Origin of the sequence: Paenibacillus rhizoplanae (genome assembly GCF_042684125.1) — a bacterium.
In the GTDB taxonomy this organism is placed as follows: Bacteria; Bacillota; Bacilli; order Paenibacillales; family Paenibacillaceae; genus Paenibacillus_AQ; species Paenibacillus_AQ rhizoplanae.
The window spans coordinates 122259-139209 of sequence record NZ_JBHUKY010000110.1; the positions used below are offsets into that span (position 1 = coordinate 122259).

The 16951-nt window shown below is 56.8% G+C and carries 11 protein-coding genes; 2 read left to right on the forward strand and 9 right to left on the reverse strand.

Annotation, left to right across the window (positions count from 1 at the left end):
* Positions 1-215 precede the first annotated feature (215 nt).
* Positions 216-1016 carry a polysaccharide deacetylase family protein gene (locus ACFSX3_RS32735; RefSeq protein ID WP_209991815.1) on the forward strand — a complete coding sequence of 267 codons (801 nt, stop codon included), beginning with the start codon at positions 216-218 and terminating at the stop codon, positions 1014-1016.
* 548 nt (positions 1017-1564) lie between these two features.
* Here the strand turns inward: ACFSX3_RS32735 and ACFSX3_RS32740 are convergent.
* The 7 genes from ACFSX3_RS32740 to ACFSX3_RS32770 form a co-directional block, all read right to left on the reverse strand.
* Positions 1565-2623 (reverse strand): hypothetical protein, encoded by a 1059-nt coding sequence (locus tag ACFSX3_RS32740; protein ID WP_209991814.1) that lies wholly within the window; start codon positions 2621-2623, stop codon positions 1565-1567.
* Between the two features lie 663 nt (positions 2624-3286).
* The gene (locus tag ACFSX3_RS32745; protein WP_209991813.1) at positions 3287-4582 is read right to left on the reverse strand and encodes a homocysteine synthase; all 1296 of its coding nucleotides are present in this window, start codon (positions 4580-4582) and stop codon (positions 3287-3289) included.
* Between the two features lie 446 nt (positions 4583-5028).
* Positions 5029-5751: a GntR family transcriptional regulator gene (locus ACFSX3_RS32750; RefSeq protein WP_209991901.1), complete on the reverse strand. Its 723-nt coding sequence runs from the start codon at positions 5749-5751 to the stop codon at positions 5029-5031.
* A gap of 10 nt (positions 5752-5761) precedes the next feature.
* Positions 5762-6775 carry a sugar kinase gene (locus tag ACFSX3_RS32755; protein ID WP_209991812.1) on the reverse strand — a complete coding sequence of 338 codons (1014 nt, stop codon included), beginning with the start codon at positions 6773-6775 and terminating at the stop codon, positions 5762-5764.
* Positions 6768-7523 (reverse strand): 2-dehydro-3-deoxy-phosphogluconate aldolase, encoded by a 756-nt coding sequence (gene dagF / locus ACFSX3_RS32760; protein WP_209991811.1) that lies wholly within the window; start codon positions 7521-7523, stop codon positions 6768-6770. The genes ACFSX3_RS32755 and dagF overlap by 8 nt, the downstream gene beginning before the upstream one ends.
* Positions 7523-8629 carry a DgaE family pyridoxal phosphate-dependent ammonia lyase gene (locus tag ACFSX3_RS32765; RefSeq protein ID WP_209991810.1) on the reverse strand — a complete coding sequence of 369 codons (1107 nt, stop codon included), beginning with the start codon at positions 8627-8629 and terminating at the stop codon, positions 7523-7525. The genes dagF and ACFSX3_RS32765 overlap by 1 nt, the downstream gene beginning before the upstream one ends.
* The gene (locus tag ACFSX3_RS32770) at positions 8607-9707 is read right to left on the reverse strand and encodes an amidohydrolase/deacetylase family metallohydrolase (protein WP_379254934.1); all 1101 of its coding nucleotides are present in this window, start codon (positions 9705-9707) and stop codon (positions 8607-8609) included. Before ACFSX3_RS32770 ends, ACFSX3_RS32765 begins: the two co-directional genes overlap by 23 nt.
* A gap of 270 nt (positions 9708-9977) precedes the next feature.
* On the opposite strand from ACFSX3_RS32770, the gene ACFSX3_RS32775 reads away from it, so the two are divergent.
* A complete protein-coding gene (locus ACFSX3_RS32775) occupies positions 9978-12314 on the forward strand; it encodes a helix-turn-helix domain-containing protein (RefSeq protein WP_209991808.1) in 2337 nt (778 codons plus the stop codon).
* Between the two features lie 428 nt (positions 12315-12742).
* On the opposite strand, the gene ACFSX3_RS32780 is transcribed toward ACFSX3_RS32775, so the two are convergent.
* Positions 12743-13759: a glycoside hydrolase family 130 protein gene (locus ACFSX3_RS32780; protein ID WP_209991807.1), complete on the reverse strand. Its 1017-nt coding sequence runs from the start codon at positions 13757-13759 to the stop codon at positions 12743-12745.
* 2 nt (positions 13760-13761) lie between these two features.
* The gene (locus ACFSX3_RS32785) at positions 13762-16950 is read right to left on the reverse strand and encodes an alpha-mannosidase (RefSeq protein WP_209991806.1); all 3189 of its coding nucleotides are present in this window, start codon (positions 16948-16950) and stop codon (positions 13762-13764) included.
* Between the last annotated feature and the right edge of the window lies 1 nt (position 16951).

Sequence of the window (16951 nt, forward strand, 5' to 3'; positions counted from 1 at the left end):
TTCTGGCATTGTTCATGATGGGGCTGTATTCATCAGTTGGAGAAGTATCTATATAGATTGGACCTGTAAATTTAATAATGGGAGAAGTGACTTAGAGGAAGCCGCAGACTGGCAGCGCCCGGAAGAGCAAGGCCTCCACGGAGTCAGGAACAAATCCCACATTATAAATTTCCAGTTCAATCTACATAAAGAGAAATCAGGGAGGGTAACAGGTAATGAGAATCAAGTTTGATCTTTTCCCCGGCGGTGTTGCTAAAGCGCTAACATTAAGCTGGGATGATGGAAGAACCTACGACCGGAAGCTCGTGGAGATTCTGAATCAGCATGGGCTGAAGGGGTCTTTTCATCTCAATTCGGGGTTGTTCGGCAATGAAGGCTACATCTCGCGGGACGAGGTGGCTGCGCTCTATGAGGGGCATGAGATTTCGGCGCATACCAGCACCCATCCCTTCCTAACTATGACTCCGCGCGAGGGGATCGCCGATGAGATTCTGACGGACCGCAAGGCGCTGGAGGAGTTGGCCGGTTATCCGGTAAGGGGCATGTCCTATCCGTTCGGCAATTACAATGATCAGGTGGTCGGCTTGCTCCCTGCCCTGGGTATTGAGTATTCCCGCACGGTGAATTCCCACCACAGCTTCAGCCTGCCGGACAACCTGCTGGCTTGGCACCCTACCTGCCACCACAAGGAGATGCTGGCCCTGGGTAAGAAGTTCCTGGAGGAGAAGCCCCGCTTCTCGTATATGCAGCTGCTCTATGTCTGGGGACACAGCTATGAGTTCAATGACGACGGCAACTGGCAGGAGCTGGAGCAGTTCGCCGCTATGATGGGCGGCCACGAAGACATCTGGTATGCCACTAATATCGAGATCGTGGACTACCTCTCCGCTGTGCAGGGACTGCGCTTCTCGGCTTCGCAGGAGATGGTCTATAATCCGTCGGCAGTGGAGGTATGGATCTCCGTAGAGGGCGAAGCCTGCCGGATTCCCGGAGGGGCAACGGTACGGTTGGGTTAGGGAATGCTGGGTTAGGGGACTGTTGGATTAGGAGGCTTGTTGGTCACGAAGGAGAAATGTTGCACTAATTGCAGCTTTGGTTACTTACTCCCGGGCGTTTGAGTGGAATGTTGCACAAAATGCAGGAATTGGCTCGCCCCTCGGTTTGGGGGATGAGAAATGCTGCATTTCTTACAACAATCCTGAGTTAGAGCCGACTTAACGCGGGGAATGTTGTATTTAGTGCAGGATTTCGCCAACAGTAGCCAGTTAGTCTGAAGGCCATAAGCAGGCATATTAAAACCCGATTCCGCCGCAGCCTGGATGGCTGGTGGAATCGGGTTTTTGTTATAGTAGAGGCGCTTAGATATTAAGGGTCTTTGGAGAGCGTATTGTCTGACAGCAGCAACTTGAACAGCATGAGTCGCAGCGTTGCGCTGTACGGCTGCGAGTAGCACAGGCAGATTATCGGTGTGGTGACGGCGATAATCCTTCTGGCGGTAGCAGCAGCTTGAACACAGTCGCCGCTCTAGATGGGGATCAGGGACAGCAGCCATCCTCTCCGGCAGCTACTGCCATCCTCCGGCGGCAGCGTCGGTATTGTCCTGCCGGGCGATCCAGGTCAGACAGGCCGCCCGGAGCAGCGCTTCAGTCCGCAGGGCTGCGCTGCAAAAGACCCCGCTCAGGCCGATCTCATACAGATCGGCCAGCGCGTACGCCGCCGGTGCCCCCGCGGCGAGCACTGCCGCCGCCGGCCGTACCCGGCGTACGGCGGCCAGCACCTCAGCCGCCGCCGTGGCGAAGCCCTCGGCGGCGTTCTCCCCGGGCGCGGCCTCCTCCGCCGCGCCGTCCAGCACCAGGAAATCGGCGATACGCGCGATTTCCCCGGCGGCAGCCTGCCCCACATCGGGCGCGAGCAGCGCCCCGATGCGGCAGGCTGCCGCATAAGCGTGGCCGAGAGTCTGCTCGGCCACAGCCTCAATGAATTCGCGCTGCGCCGCGAATTCCTCCAGGCTGGCGGGGTACGGCGCCAGCAAGTCGATGCGGCTGTCGCCGCCCAGCCGCTGGCTGTGCAGGGCGGCGGCGAACAGCGCGTCAAGCTGCGCATCCTGAAGCGCAGCAAGTCTGGCCGGGCGGGCAGCGAGCTCCGGCGTATAGAGCAGAGCAACCGCGGCCCAGACGCCGTCCGCCGACTCCAGGAGGTCGGCAGCAGCAGCCCGCAGCCGGTGATAGATCCGCTGCAGGATACGCTCTGCCTGCTCCTCATCACTGCATGACATCCAGCTTGAATAGAGTGTTGCGGTCTCTGGCGCAAGCAGCCATTCCTCACCCCGGATCAGGCAAGGGCCCGCAGGGTAGACACCCGGCTCCTCACGCTGATGAGACCGCTCACCCGTTCCATCACGCAGGACCAGGAATGCCTGACGCTCCCCCGGGCGGCGGGAATAAGTCCGCTCCCGGTTCACTTTTCCCTTACGCGGCTCCCCATCAGCAAGAAATTCCGCTGCGGCGGAAGCTACAGATGCGGACTGGCTCATCTCTATGCCAATGGTCCGGTCGCCGGTGTTATACTTGAACGGGCGCTCTTCCTTGTTTGGATCATCCTTCTGCTGTCGTTCACCCTTCATCCTCGCACCCACCTTTTCTCACTTGGATTACTGCCGATCTGCTCCCCTCAAGGGGCTGCTGCCAGCACTTAACATGCTTCAATCTATAAATACTGGCAAAGGCACTGAAATATGCAAACGGTATCAAATGAATGCAGCAGCAGCAACTTACTCGAATGGGTAGTGGACAAGCGGTGGGTGGCGAGCTTCAGTAGGTGGGCGAGTTGAAGTAGGCGGGAAGTAACCTTTACATATTCTGTTGTTTGTTGTATGGAATACATCAGAACGGATTTTAACGCCGAATATAGCCTAATCTACTGCAGAAAATACATTCGCCGGCCCAATTCCTCGGATCAGTTCCTCACGAACCGCTTTTCTTACAAACCATTTCCTTATTTCCTCGCAAACACTCCGCCTCCCCCCTCCCATTCCCCCCCACCTCCTGCTCCCGCTCAAGTGGAGACGGCTTTACCGTCCTTTTATAAGGACGGTACCGTTTCAGCGAGAAATAGAAGGATAAGTTATCGTGTGAAACATATAAATGCTTATATTCAGCAAAAAACCACCGTATCATGCAGAAAGGTTCTGCATAACACAGTGGCTGGTAATTTCTCATCCTATGCTGTCAGGAGCTAGGTTTCCGGGATATTAGCTCAGCGGCATAGCCCGCTTCTGCTCTTCCCCTTAAGACTGCTGGCTGGCAGCAATCGCCTGCTCCAGATCATAGAGGATATCGTCGATGGATTCGGTGCCAATGGACAAGCGCAGCAGTTCCGGATTAACACCGGCTGCCGCCTGCTCTTCGTCCGACAACTGCTGGTGGGTCGTGCTGGCCGGATGGATGATCAGCGACTTGGAGTCACCGACGTTAGCCAGATGGGAGAACAGCTTCACATTCTCGATCAGCTTCACCCCTGCTGCTGCTCCGCCTTTGATGCCGAAGGTCAGGATTGCCCCTTGGCCCTTAGGCAGATATTTCTGCGCCAGCTCATAGGATGGATGACTCTGCAGTCCGGCATAACTTACCCACTCCACAGAATCATGCGCCTCCAGATACTGGGCAACCTTGAGTGCATTCTGGCTGTGGCGCTCCAGACGCAGGTGCAGCGTTTCGAGCCCCTGCAAGAGCATCCACGAGTTGAACGGTGAAATGGCCGCGCCTAGGTCACGAAGCAGTTGAACCCGCGCTTTGATGATATAAGCAATCGGTCCGACCGCTTCAGTGTAGACTACCCCGTGGTAACTCGGGTCTGGTTCAGTAAGTCCAGGGAACCTTCCGCTGGCCTTCCAGTCGAATTTGCCGCCGTCCACGATGACTCCGCCGATGGAGGTACCGTGGCCGCCGATGAATTTGGTCGCCGAGTGTACGACGATATCCGCCCCGAATTCAATCGGACGCAGCAGATACGGACTAGGGAAGGTGTTGTCAACAATCAGCGGAATCCCGTGTTCGTGGGCGATGGCTGCAACCTTTTCGATATCCAGCACATTGCCTTGCGGATTGCCAATCGTCTCAGCGTAGAGCGCCTTGGTCTTGTCCGTAATCGCTGCCCGGAAGTTCTCCGGGTTATCGGAATCCACAAAATTCACCTTAATCCCCAGCTTGGGCAACGTTGTAGAGAACAGATTATAAGTCCCGCCGTACAGGCTTGCGGAGGATACAATCTCATCCCCGGCTCCGGCAATATTCAGAATAGAGAAGGAAATAGCCGCCATTCCGGAAGCTGTCGCCAGTGCCCCGGCCCCGCCCTCCAGCGCGGCAAGACGCTGTTCAAACACATCGGTGGTGGGATTCATAAGCCGGGTATAGATGTTGCCGAACTCCTTGAGCGCGAACAGATTCGCTGCGTGCTCCGCATCGCGGAACCCGTAGGATGTAGTCTGATACAGCGGCACGGCACGGGCTAAAGTAGTTGGGTCAATCTCCTGGCCTGCATGAACGGCTAGGGTCTCAAATGACAGCTTGCGCTCTTCTGACATGGGTATTTCCTCCTCATAAATCGATAATGGCAAACGTTAACAATAAAGAATTGTACCTATTCTCTCACAAACCATGTCATTTGAAAAGATAAAATTCTTATTAATTCACTGTGTTTTATTAAGTTTAGCAAGCCAGAATAACCTCCCTGCAAAATGCTGTACATTCTGCAACCTACGCGCAGCTATTACGGCATATCCGGAAGGAATGTTGTATGAAATACAGCAAAAGTTACGTTCATCTGCCTCAAGCGGGAGGAATGCTGCCTTTTGTGCAACTTTGGAGGGATAGAGCCGATAGGTTTCAGCGAATGTTGCCTTTCAGGCACAATTCTCAGCTGCAGGCTACATCCATGGTAAAAACCCCGCTGCAAGCAGCGGGACCAAGTGCGAGGTTATCCCTCTAACAAATCTTGTGGCTGCAACATCTGTCCAAAGGAACCACAGCTTCAAGTATCATAGCTGACCAGATAATGATGAAGCTCCGTATTATAGCTGCCGATGCTGTGTTCGATCAGCCTGCCTTCCCCGTCATAGGAGTTGCGCAGGCGCTTCAGCACAGGTGTCCCCGGCGGAAGCTTAAGCAGTACGCATACCTCGGGTGGTGCCGATTCCACGAAGAAGCGGTCCCTGAAGTTCTCCAGCACAATATCGTTCTCCTCCAGCGAGTCGTACAGGGACTGGATGTCTGCCCCCATCTCTGCCGCTCCCCCGCCGGACAGGGCTGCTGCCGTCAGGAAATGCACCAGATGTATATAGGGCTGTCCATCCAAAATATACAGACGTTCGATCCGCTGGCAATACGGCCCGTAGCGGCTGTATTCCTCTGTTCCAGCTTCATTTACGAGGTGCTGGGATGCGAGCAGTTTCTTTTCCAGCTTATGGCCCGCTTCGACCAGCAGTTCCGTGAACCGTTTGCCCTTGGAGAGCTTCTGGTAGGAGGTATTGCGCATGACTATGGTTCCGACACCGCTTTTCTTCTGCACATAACCTTCCTGGGCCAGCTCCTGGACCGCGCCGCGGACCGTCATTTTGCTGACACCGAACTCCTTCTCGAGCTGAGGCTCGGAGGGAATAATGCTGCCGAGCGGGTATACCCCGTGCAGAATCCGGTCCTTGAGGATCTTCTGGATCTGCTGGTATAAAGGGCCTTGCTTGCGTTTCAGTGACACCTTACGTTCACTACCTTTCAACATCTAAGGTAAAGTCTGACAGCGCCCGGAGCACCTCGCTCTCGGTAAACAGCGCGGTATCGCCCGGGATAGTGTGGGCCAGCATCGCTGCGGCGGCTGCCATCTCCACCGTCTGCTGCTGCGGATACTCCTGCAATTCACCATGGATAATAGCGCTGGCAAAAGCATCACCGGCACCAATCCGGTCATACACCGGGAAGGTCAGCTTGCGGGAGAACGCGAATGTACCTTGCCGGTACAAATATCCTGTCAGGGAATGCGTATTGTCCGCGTTAATCTCACGGTGGGTGCCCGCTGCCGCTCTGATTCCGAAGCGCTCCGCCACAGCGGGAATCGCTTGCTTCAACTGTGTTATTCTATCATAATCTGCCGCTGCGGTGCCAAGAATGTACAGCGCATCCTTTTCGTTCATCAGCACCAGATCGGCAAGCGCAAGCAGCTCCTCGTAATGCGGACGGGCCTTGGCATACCCCTCCTCACCCCATAACGCCGGACGGTAGTTGCAATCAAATACCACCCTGCCACCGGCACGCTTCACCTCCGCCGCAAGCTGCTTCATCTGCCCGCGCACCCCGTCATTCATAGCCAGCGTAATGCCGCATAGATGAAGTACATCCACCCGGGAAGCCAGCGCCGCCATATCATACTGATTGGCCTCTGCGGTATTGAAGCTGCTGCCCAGCCGGTCGGTATAAGTGACTCTTCCGGGGCGGGCGCCGAACCCGTTCTCCAGGAAGTACATTCCGAGGTGCTTGCCGCCCCGGCGGATCAGCGACGTATCTACCCCAAGCTTGCGCAGATAAGCGATTGCGGCTTCCCCTACCGGAGTCTCCGGCAAGGTCGTGATCAGTGCTCCGTTATGGCCATATCTGGCGAGCGCCGCCGTCACATTCACCCCGCTGCCCGAAAAAGAATACTCCAGCCTGCTGCTCTGGGCCAGTGTCTCCACCCCCGGAACCTGAAGCCGCATCATCACTTCGCCGAAGGCAGCGATTCTAGGCATACCGGTCCACCAGCGATTTCATCGTACGGAGCAGCGTACGGACATCCTGTACGTTCGTACTTCCAGTCTGCGGGTCAATAATTGAGGAATAGACATGCGGGATCACCTGCGGTACGCCTGCCTGAAGCGCAATCTCCAGAATAGGCGCGAAGTTATCCAGATCGATGCCGCCGGTAGGCTCCAGGGCAAATCCGGCTTCTCCGCAAGCCGTGGCTACAGCACGATATTCTTCTTCCAGCTCCAGCCCTTTCATCGGAAAATATTTGAGCGCATTGCCGCCCATGTCCCGGACCAGAGCAATGGCAGCATGTACCGGAACGATGGCCTGCGAAGCATTCCCCGCGCTGACCGGACCGGTGGAAATATTGACATAGCCCGGCTGTCCGCAGGGAGAGACCAGGCTGTTAATCCAGCTGTCTTTTGCTCCCAGGTTGGCACGGGTCGCACCTACTGCCGGAAACACCTGATTGATATGACTGCCTGCATAGCTTGAAGCAATCTCTGCGACAACCGCCGCCTGGCGGTTGTCCCCGGCTCCAAGCCCGATCGATACAGCGTCCTGGATCGTCTGTCCATACTCCGTCATAGCGGCGGACGCTTCCCGGGCGTTGGTGTAATTTTTGGAGAGTACGCCAACCAGAACATGCCCTTCGGCAGCCTCATAGATATCCTTGGCATTCCCGATACTGCCAGCCAGTACATTCAGTGCCGCTCTGTTCTTATAGAAACGCTCCTGAATCTTGCTCATTATGATCTGCCCCCTATAATCTCATGAATTCTGCTGACGATAACCTGCAGATCATCGCCCTGCAGCGATCTCGGATCGATATCGAAATATCCCTGCTTCACGCCATAGTCCCGCGTATACACGGCAATATCGCCTTCCCGCAGGCGGTCATTGACCTCCCGTGCATCCACGCCCGCAGCAGCGGCATCAATCTGGATGCGCCCCCGGTAAATCGCCCGGCCCGCTTCATCCTGCACGGTGCGGACCGACACTCCGGGAAGACCAGTGAGCGGTTGAAGCGCCTCCAGCGCCTGCTTCTCCTGCTGGCTGTTGTCAGCCTTGGTCTGGTATTCATCCAACGCCTGAAGCAATCCGAAGGTCGTCTCTTTGCCAACCTTCATGCTGCGGCCGATCCCGTGGAGCTGCACCTTCAGCCACTGGGTGTATTTCTGCTTGCCCGCTACAATGCCCGAAGTTGGACCTTCCACAGCCTTCGAGCCGCTGTAGATGGCCAAATCCGAATACTGGACATACTTCCGCAGGTCCTCCTCCGCAGCCGCATCGACAATCATCGGCACGCCCCTGCGCTGTGCAACCTCCCAGGCCTCCTCCACAGAGATCATATTCTTCTGTACGGCATGGTGGGATTTCACATAGAGGATCGCTGCGGTACGTTCACCGATGGCCTGTTCAATATGCTCTGCGCGGCCTTCGTTGGCATATCCTGCTTCGACCACCCGGCCGCCGCCGAGGAAGACCATCGTCTCCACCGGCGCTCCATACTGCACATTATGGCCCTTCAGCATAATGATCTCATTCTTCAGCACCGGCTCCTGGTGCAGGCGCAGACTGAGGCGCGGATCTCCGGCAGTCACGATGGCTGCCACCGACAGCGCAATGCCGCTGGAGGCCGAGTTCACGACAACGGCCCCTTCCGAGCCAAGCAGACGGGCGATGTACGCTCCCGCTTTGTCCACCAGATCCGCGATCTCCACATACTGCTGTCCGCCCTGCTTCATAGCCTCCATCACCGAATCGGTGGGCGCGGATACGCCGAGAATGCTCATTCTTCCGCTGGCATTAACCACACGCTTCAATCCATATTTAGCCTGTAATGAGTGATCCATTGATAAAGACTCCTTTTGCTTCAATATAGTGATTCACGGTCCGGACATCGCCTTCCGAGTCCTTCAGTTGCTTCTCCCCTGCTTCCAGGGAGAACAAGGTCAGATTCGCCTGACCGCCTACCCGGATCTGCCCAAGCTCCGGCTTGCCGAGCCAATCTGCAGCGCTGCTGGTGACGGCACGGATCACCTCTTCCAGACTGTAGCCGAGATACAGAAATTTCGTCAGTACATCTGCCATACTGTACACCGGACCGTTCAGCCGGTTGCCCCGGTAGATGTCTGTGCTGATTGTATTCAGCGCAATCCCTGCCCGCTTCGCCTGCTCAGCTACCTGGAAGGAGAAGCTTGCCGTGCCATGACCGACATCCAGATGAACGCCCCTTGCGACAGCATCCAGCAGCTCTTGCAGCGGTGTGCCGTCCGCCCGGAACAGATTATTGGCTTTGCCGTTCAGGTAATGGGTAATTACATCGCCCGCCCGCAGCAGCTCCAGCACTTCGGAGATAGCAGGCGGAGCAGAGCCGATATGCACCATGAGCGGAAGCTTCATCTCATCCGACAAGGCCCGTGCCAGCTTAAGCGGCTGCATGCCGCTGTCTTTGACGACACTTTGGCTGATGCGGGCTTTCAGGCCGACGATGAATTCAGGATACGCTGCCGCTGCCGCAAGCACGCAAGTCCGGTCAATCCAGTCCAGCTGTGAGAGCTCATCGGTCCGCGCAAGGCCGATTCTTGAGATATTGAGCAGCGCGAATACCCGGGTATCGGCCAGAAGACTGGCACTGTAAAAAGCCCCGATCCGGTCTGCTCCGCAGCTCCCGGCATCCACCAGTGTCGTCACTCCCTGCTTCACCCCGATCTCATCGATCTGATCGCCGTAGGGGTCAAGCTCCGGCACAGCATGCACATGCAGATCAATCCATCCGCTGGAGCCGTATAACCCGGAGCAGTCCAGCAGTGTCCTGCCTTCCGCCTGCCCCGGCGGGGTAATCGCGGTGATGAGTCCCTCCTGAATGGAGATATCCACCGTCCGGCCGTCCACCAGCCGCAAATTGCGCAGCACGTTCTCTGTGCCCACTCGTCCCATCTCCTTTTTTCAATTACAGATTTACAGGGGAATTACAAAAAATGATTAATGACATGAACTCCATACATCCTTATATTTAACAAGTAGCAACAGCTGTGCCGTCCTTTAATAAAAATATAAAGCTGCTTCACTCCAAAGATTATAATGTTATAATGTTTATAGTAGCACAAATGTAATCCAGAAGAGAACTGCGATTTCTAATCCAAGAGGTTCCATCCAAGATTTCTGGTCCGAATATCTTAACACTGGAGGTACTGCTGCATGTCCAATCCCGCACCCCAGCCATCCTTGCTGAACCGGTTCCGGCTGACCTGGAATCATTTTAAGTCAAGGCTGCTGCTGAAATACGCTTTTTCCTATATCCTCATGTTCCTGATCCCGCTCACCGGCGTTACCATCTTTGTCTATGAAAACGCCGTCAAGGGCCTGCGGGTCGAAATTGAACAATCCAATGTTAATCAGCTGAATCAGGTGAAGAGCACCATCGATAGCCGGATGAATGAGCTTCAGGAGATCGCCGGAAGAATTGCCTATGACAAGCATCTGACTCCTTATATGGTCCGCCATCCCTATTACAGCCTGGAGGCGATTCAGGCACTGGCGAATTACAAGGCCAGCAGCAGCATCGCGGAGGATCTGTTCCTTTACTTCCACGGCGATTCGAATATCTATTCCTACCGTGGGCTGGCTGATCTTCATGTCACCTTCGATACCCTCTATCAGTTTGAGCGCTGGACCCCGGAGGAGCTGTGGCGCGACTTGAACGAGACCCGGCAGCCGCTCGTGCGTCCTGCTGAGAATGTGACTGTCAATTCCCGGATCGAGCCGATGCTCGCCATGCTTGTTCCCGTGAAGCCGAATGACCCGTTCCCTTACGGGACGGTCGTCTATCTGATGAAGGAATCCAATCTTACCGGCGTCATGGATTCGGTTCTGAGCGATTTCTCGGGCAGCAGCTATATCTTCGGCCCCTCCGGCGGGGTGCTGACCGCGAACAGCCATGGTGTTAGCTTTCCCCAGAACGAGCTTCAGACCCTCTCCGCCCTTGAGCCGGGAATTCACAATCTGGACCTGGACGGGGAGCAGTACTCCGTGGTGTCCGTGAAGTCCGAGGAGAATGGCTGGACCTACGTCACCACGATGCCCAGCTTCCAGTTCTTCAGCCGTGTCGCCCATGTCCAGACGCTGATCCTGATTGTCTTCTGTATTACAGTCGTTACCGGTATAGCGGCCGCGCTGCTGCTGGCCAAGCGGCAATACCACCCGATCCGCGATCTGATGGAGTTCGCCAAGCCGAGAGGCAGCAGTAATGAAGCTCCGAAGCTGCGCAATGAATGGGAGTCCATCCGCCAGACGCTGCATGACTACAGTGCCCGGATTGATCTCCAGGAGCCTTTTGTCCGCAACCAGTGTATGCTGCTGCTGCTCAAGCACGGCCAGCCGGATGATCCCGAGATTGAACAGATGATCCTGAGCGCAGGCTTCCGGCATCCGCAGGGACAGGGCCTCTACTTCTCGGCTATCCTGTCCTGGGATGATACAGCGCCGGGCGGCAAGTCCTGGCAGGAACGCCATCTGCTGCAGGAGATGCTCAGCAATATCTGCCTGCCGGGCCCGGATGCGCAGATCTTCGGGATTGAATTCTCGGTCAAGGACCAGTTCGCCCTGATCATCTCCCTTCCAGGGGAGGGAGAACTGCCCGTTCAGAGCCGGATGGAGCAGGTGATTGAAGTGATTCAGGATGTGATCCGTGAACACTCGCAGCTTGCGCTGAGTATCGGTGTCGGTATGGCCTACCGGGACCTGGCCCGGCTGAACCAGTCTTTCATTGAAGCCGCCGCCGCGCTGGAGCACCGGATGATCCGGCGCAGCGGCCAGGTCACCTACTTCGAGCAGCTTGCGGAGCTGAATCCTACCGCTGCCGAGAGCTTCTGGATTCCGCGCAAAACCATGCTGAAGCTGGAGCAGAGTCTGAAGCAGGGCAACGAATCGGTAGCGGCCCAGATGATTGCCGATACCATTGACACGATCAAGGACGAGCCGCTGCAGGTTCATCTGCTGCGGTGTATCTGCTTCGATCTGCTGAATGCTTTTCTGCGCACCGCCTCGGAGCTTGGTATGGATGAGGTGTTCACCAATATGCCGGAGCTGACCTCCTTCGAGACGCTGGAGGAGCTGGAGAGCCGGCTGCTCTCGCTGGCTTCCGCCATTTGTGCGCAGGTGGAGCGGAACACCGAGAATAGCGAGTCTTCCCTGATGGATGACATCCTGGCGTATGTGGACCAGCAGTTCGCAGACTACACCCTAAGCCTGGAACATGTGGCGCTGAAGTTCGCCATCTCGACCTCTTATTTAAGCCGGAGCTTCAAGGAGAAGACCGGCAGCAATTTCTCGCAATATATCTGGCAGCGGCGTGTGGACGAGGTCATCCGGCTGCTGGAGAACACCAGCGCCCCGCTCAAGGAGATTATCGAGCAGGTCGGTTATCTCGACGCGCCGAACTTCATCCGCAAGTTCAAAAAAGAAACCGGTCTGACGCCAGGGCAATACCGCAAGGAACATGCCTTGAAGGGGGCCGCTGCGAAAAGACCGGTTTAAGGCGGGGCTTCCGCCCTGTGGATAGGCTGAATCTGACATTGCGATGTCCAAGCAATTATTTATCCTGTGAATAGTTAATAGCCTGAACCCCTGAAATCTGGTGATCACCCCTATAATCCTGCAACAAATGCAACAGTTCCCGTAGCGGTTTGGCCCGAATCCGCGATTGTTGCACAAAAGGCAGGATTTCACCTTGTTCAGGCCGCTTAGCAGGCAGATTGTTGAATTCTATGCAAGAATCTGCCTGTACACCTGGCTACGTACGAACCGAAGCTGCAAAAAGTGCAACATTTATGTCCTCAATGCCTTATAAAGGAGTTCCCTGGCAGTTGGGAATGAACCCGTCGCCCGCAGGGGAACCGGGACTGGTTGCTCCACTTCATTGCACACTCCACTTCATTTCCTACTCCGATTTCTGAAACTGCCGCCTACTCCGCTTCCTTCAGAATATGCTCCACCAGTTCATCCAGCGGCACCGTGGCGAGCGCAATTGCTGTGTCAGTTACGCCGTAGTAGATATAGAGCAGGCCATCCTTGACCACATTGCCGGTCGGGAAGATGACATTCGGAATCTGGAAGCCGAATTTCTCGTAATACGCCTCCGGCTCCATAATGAAATTATGGGTCCGGGCAATGATCTTCTCCGGCTGCTCCAGATCCAGCAGCATCGCCCCCACGCGGTAGACGATCTCTTCATCTACACCGTGATAGAGCACCAGCCAGCCCTTGTCTGTACGGATTGGAGGCGTAGAGCCGCCGATCTTCCGCGATTCCCAGGCCAGGTTCCCGGCGGTGGCTAGCAGCTTGGGCTCTTCCCAATTCACGAGATCCTCGGAATAGGTAATCCACATGGCGGCTTTCTCCGTTCCGTAAGCCTCGCCCACATATTCTTCGGGGCGGCGGAGCAGCACGAATTTGCCGTTTATTTTCTCAGGGAACAGGATGTTGTCCCGGTCGTTGATGTGGAGCGGCGTGGTGTCCGCCACGAACTCCCAGTCCAGCAGATTGGTTGATTTCAGAATCGAGGAACGGGTCAGCCAGTGGCCCTCCTCTTCCCCCCAGCCGTCCGGGTAGGTCGGAATGGAGCGCTCAGGAACGCCGGCCCCGGTAGGATAATAGCTCATGGCGCAGGGGCGCAGAGCGTAGTTGAGGTAGAAGGTTCCATCGATTTTGACAATACGCGGGTCCTGCACGCTACCGTACGGGAAGCCCAGCATATCCGGCGTAACAATCGGCTCATCCTTCACATGGGTAAAGTTCACGCCGTCCTCGCTCTCTAGGAGGCCGAGATAGTTCTTGCACGGGGTCAGGGAACCGGCTGTACGCTCGATCATATAGAACTTGCCGTTATCGATGATAACCGCAGGATTGAACACGGTAACCTTGCGCCACTCATAGCCGCCCGGGACGACAATCGGATTATTGGGATGTCTTGTAATTTGCATGTCTATTCCTCCTGCGAATGATGTTCGTGGTATAGTTTGAGCGTCTGGACCTCATAAGGTCTGAAGGACAGCGGGATCACACCGCCGGTGGTCTCCACGGAGCCGGTCGTGCTCTCCAGCAGATTGACGCGGCAGGCGCTGATCTCCTCGTCTTTCCAATCCAGCACAGCGGACTCTCTGCTGCCCGCAGCTTCATACAGCCGGATAATCGTGCCGCTGCCGTCCTCTGCCTGCTTAATTGTGTCGAGCATGACATGATGGCTCTGGAAGGCAATCCAGGCATGGGTGCTTGGATATTGGCCGGGATGTGCGGCTTCGCTGACCGCCAGCAACGGCTCATTCAGCTCTGCCGCTTCCCGTACTACATCGGCCTGCCGCCATTCTCCGCTGTGCGGATAGAGCGAATAGGTGAATTCATGCTCACCCTGGTCGGCATTACGGTCCGGCCAGCGCGGGGAACGCAGCAGCGAGAGGCGCAGCACCCCGTCATGGATGTCATAGCCGTATTTGCAGTCGTTCAGCAGGCTGACGCCATAGCCGCCCTCGGACAGATCGGCCCAGCGGTGTCCGCAGACCTCGAATTGCGCCTGCTCCCAGCTGGTATTGCGGTGGGTAGGGCGTTCCAGCGCGCCGAACGGAATCTCATACGTAGCCTTCGCGGCAGCCATATCCACCGGAAAAGCAACCTTCAGCAGCTTATGCTGCTCCCTCCAGCTTACGCTGGTGTGGAAATCCACTCTGCGACTATTCCGGGGCAATACAATCTCCTGCTCAATCTGCGATTCACCGAGCTGCCAACGGAACCTCAGCACGGTCTGCATAGGTCCGTTGCTGACTACCACGCGGTCCAGCAGCCTCGCCTTGCCCGCAGGCTGCTGCTCATAACGCGGGTCTATATCCCAGGCATCCCACAGCGGCGGGGTGTCATGATAGAACTGCAACTGGTTGCCGGTCTGGCCGGGCGGCAGCAGCTCACGGTCTGCGCTTTTGTCCAGCCAGCGGCTGATCTCGCCGTCTTCATTGAACTTCAAGATATAATGATCCGTCTCCCATTGCTCCGGGAAATCGGCTCCTGCGGCTGGATCACCCTGCGGCTCAGGCCGTACTTCGGCTGGCTCCGCAGCCTCCCGCAGCCAGATCGTCCGGCAGCCAAAGGCCGGAATCTTACGGACCTGCACAGCCAGAGTGTAGCTGCCCCCGCCAGCCTCCGTGTTCCAGCATTCGCTCGCAAGCGGCCCGTCTTCATCGAAGGCCTGCATAGCAGCCAGCTCAGGACCGCCCTCCAGCCGGAGCAGCTCCGTCCGCTCCCAGCCCAGGCTGTTGAAGACCACATAGGGACGGCCCTCGCCCGATGTATTCACCTCAGCCGCCAGAGCATGCAGGGAGCGGTCCAGCACCTGCCCGCCCAGACGGAAGATCTCGGCGTATTCCTCCCGCGAGGTCGTATACACCTCAGGGATTGAAGTCCCCGGAATGATGTCATGGAACTGGTTGAGCAGCAGCAGCTTCCAGCCTTCGGCCAGCTCCCCGGAGGGCAGCAGACGCTGCAATTCAGGCTGATCAGGCTGATCCGGCTGATCCAACTCCAGCACACCGTCCTTTTGCGCCAGCACGCTCCAGATCTCCGCCTGCCGGTATAGGATCTCCGCTTTGCGGTTGCTGCGCTTATTGAAGGCATGGGTCGTGAAGGTCCCCCGGTGAAGCTCCAGATAGAGATCGCCGTGCCATGCCGGAAGCTCCGGCTGGCGCGCACCAATCTCCGAGAAGAATGCCTCTGCCGTTGAGAATGTGCTGACCGGCTGGCCCAGGGCGAGCTCGGTGCGGCTCACATATTCCAGCATCTCGTGGGTGACTCCGCCACCGCCGTCGCCGTGGCCGTAGAGCAGCATAAGCTCATCATGCTCTTCCTTCTGGGCGTTGGCCTGCCAGTGCTCCTGCACATCCTTCGGATGCGCATGCTCGTTCACCCCGTGGTTCTGATAGGCTACAATCTTCGTCCCGTCAATGCCGACCCAGTGGAACAAGGTATGCGGGAAGGGGTTGGTATCATTCCAGCCCAGCTTGGTGGTCATGAAATAATTGATGCCCGCCTGCTTCAGCAGCTGCGGCAGGGAGGCGCAATAGCCGAAGGTATCCGGCAGCCATTCAATCGCGGAATGCTTGCCGAATTCCTTCATATAGAAGTCCTGGCCGTACAGCATCTGCCGGACCAGCGACTCCCCGCCGGGAATGTTCAGATCCGGCTCTACCCACATGCCGCCGACCAGCTCCCACCGGCCCTCGGCAATCCGCTCCTTGATCCGCTCGTATAGCTGCGGATAATGCGCCTTGGCGAAGGCATACAGCTGGGGCTGGCTCTGCGAGTACCGGAATTCCGGGTACATGTCCATCAGGGTGCAGACGGTGGAGAAGGTCCGGCTGACCTTGCGCACCGTCTCCCGGACCGGCCACAGCCAGGCCACATCAATATGGGACTGGCCGACCATATGCATCGTTCCCGGGTGCAGTCCCGCAGACCGTTCCGCCGCCGCAGCAGACCGTAACTGCTGTTCCGCCGCAGTGACGGCACCGTCGTCCAGGAGCAGCTCCTCCTTCAGATAGAGCGTGTCCATCACCCGCTCCAGCGTCTTAAGGCTGCGGATGCGGCGCATGTCGCCCTCCGGCAGCAGGAGGGCTGCTTCGTGTACGATTCGCACCGTATACAGCAGGCTGTATACCGGACGATTGACGCGCACAAGCTTCATTTCAATGCCTGTCAGCGGCGGCTTAATCACCGCCTGCCGGTTCAGCGGGTCCTCCGGCTCAGGCACCGGATCATACAGCTCGATATCCAGCTTGAGGCGTTCACCCGGAGCATAAGATGGCAGCGGAATGAACCAGTGATTGCTGTCCAGCCCATGATAGGGCGCTCCGTCCAGCTTCAGCAATCCTTCCCCGCGTCCCAGATAGAGCAGCGCCGCTTCTTCATGCGCCCAGCCTTCCGGAACCGTGATCTCCCGTTGAAGGAAATACGTAGTGCCATACCCGCCATCCAGCCGGGAAACGTTGTATTGCTGGTGTAGCTCCTCCTCATGCTCATAGCAGCCCGGAGTGAGGTAACGGGATTTGCGCATCGTCCATTCCGCAAGCTCTATCTTCTCAGCCCACTGCCGCTTGGCCAGCCATCCGGTGAACCGCTCTATTCGCTTCATG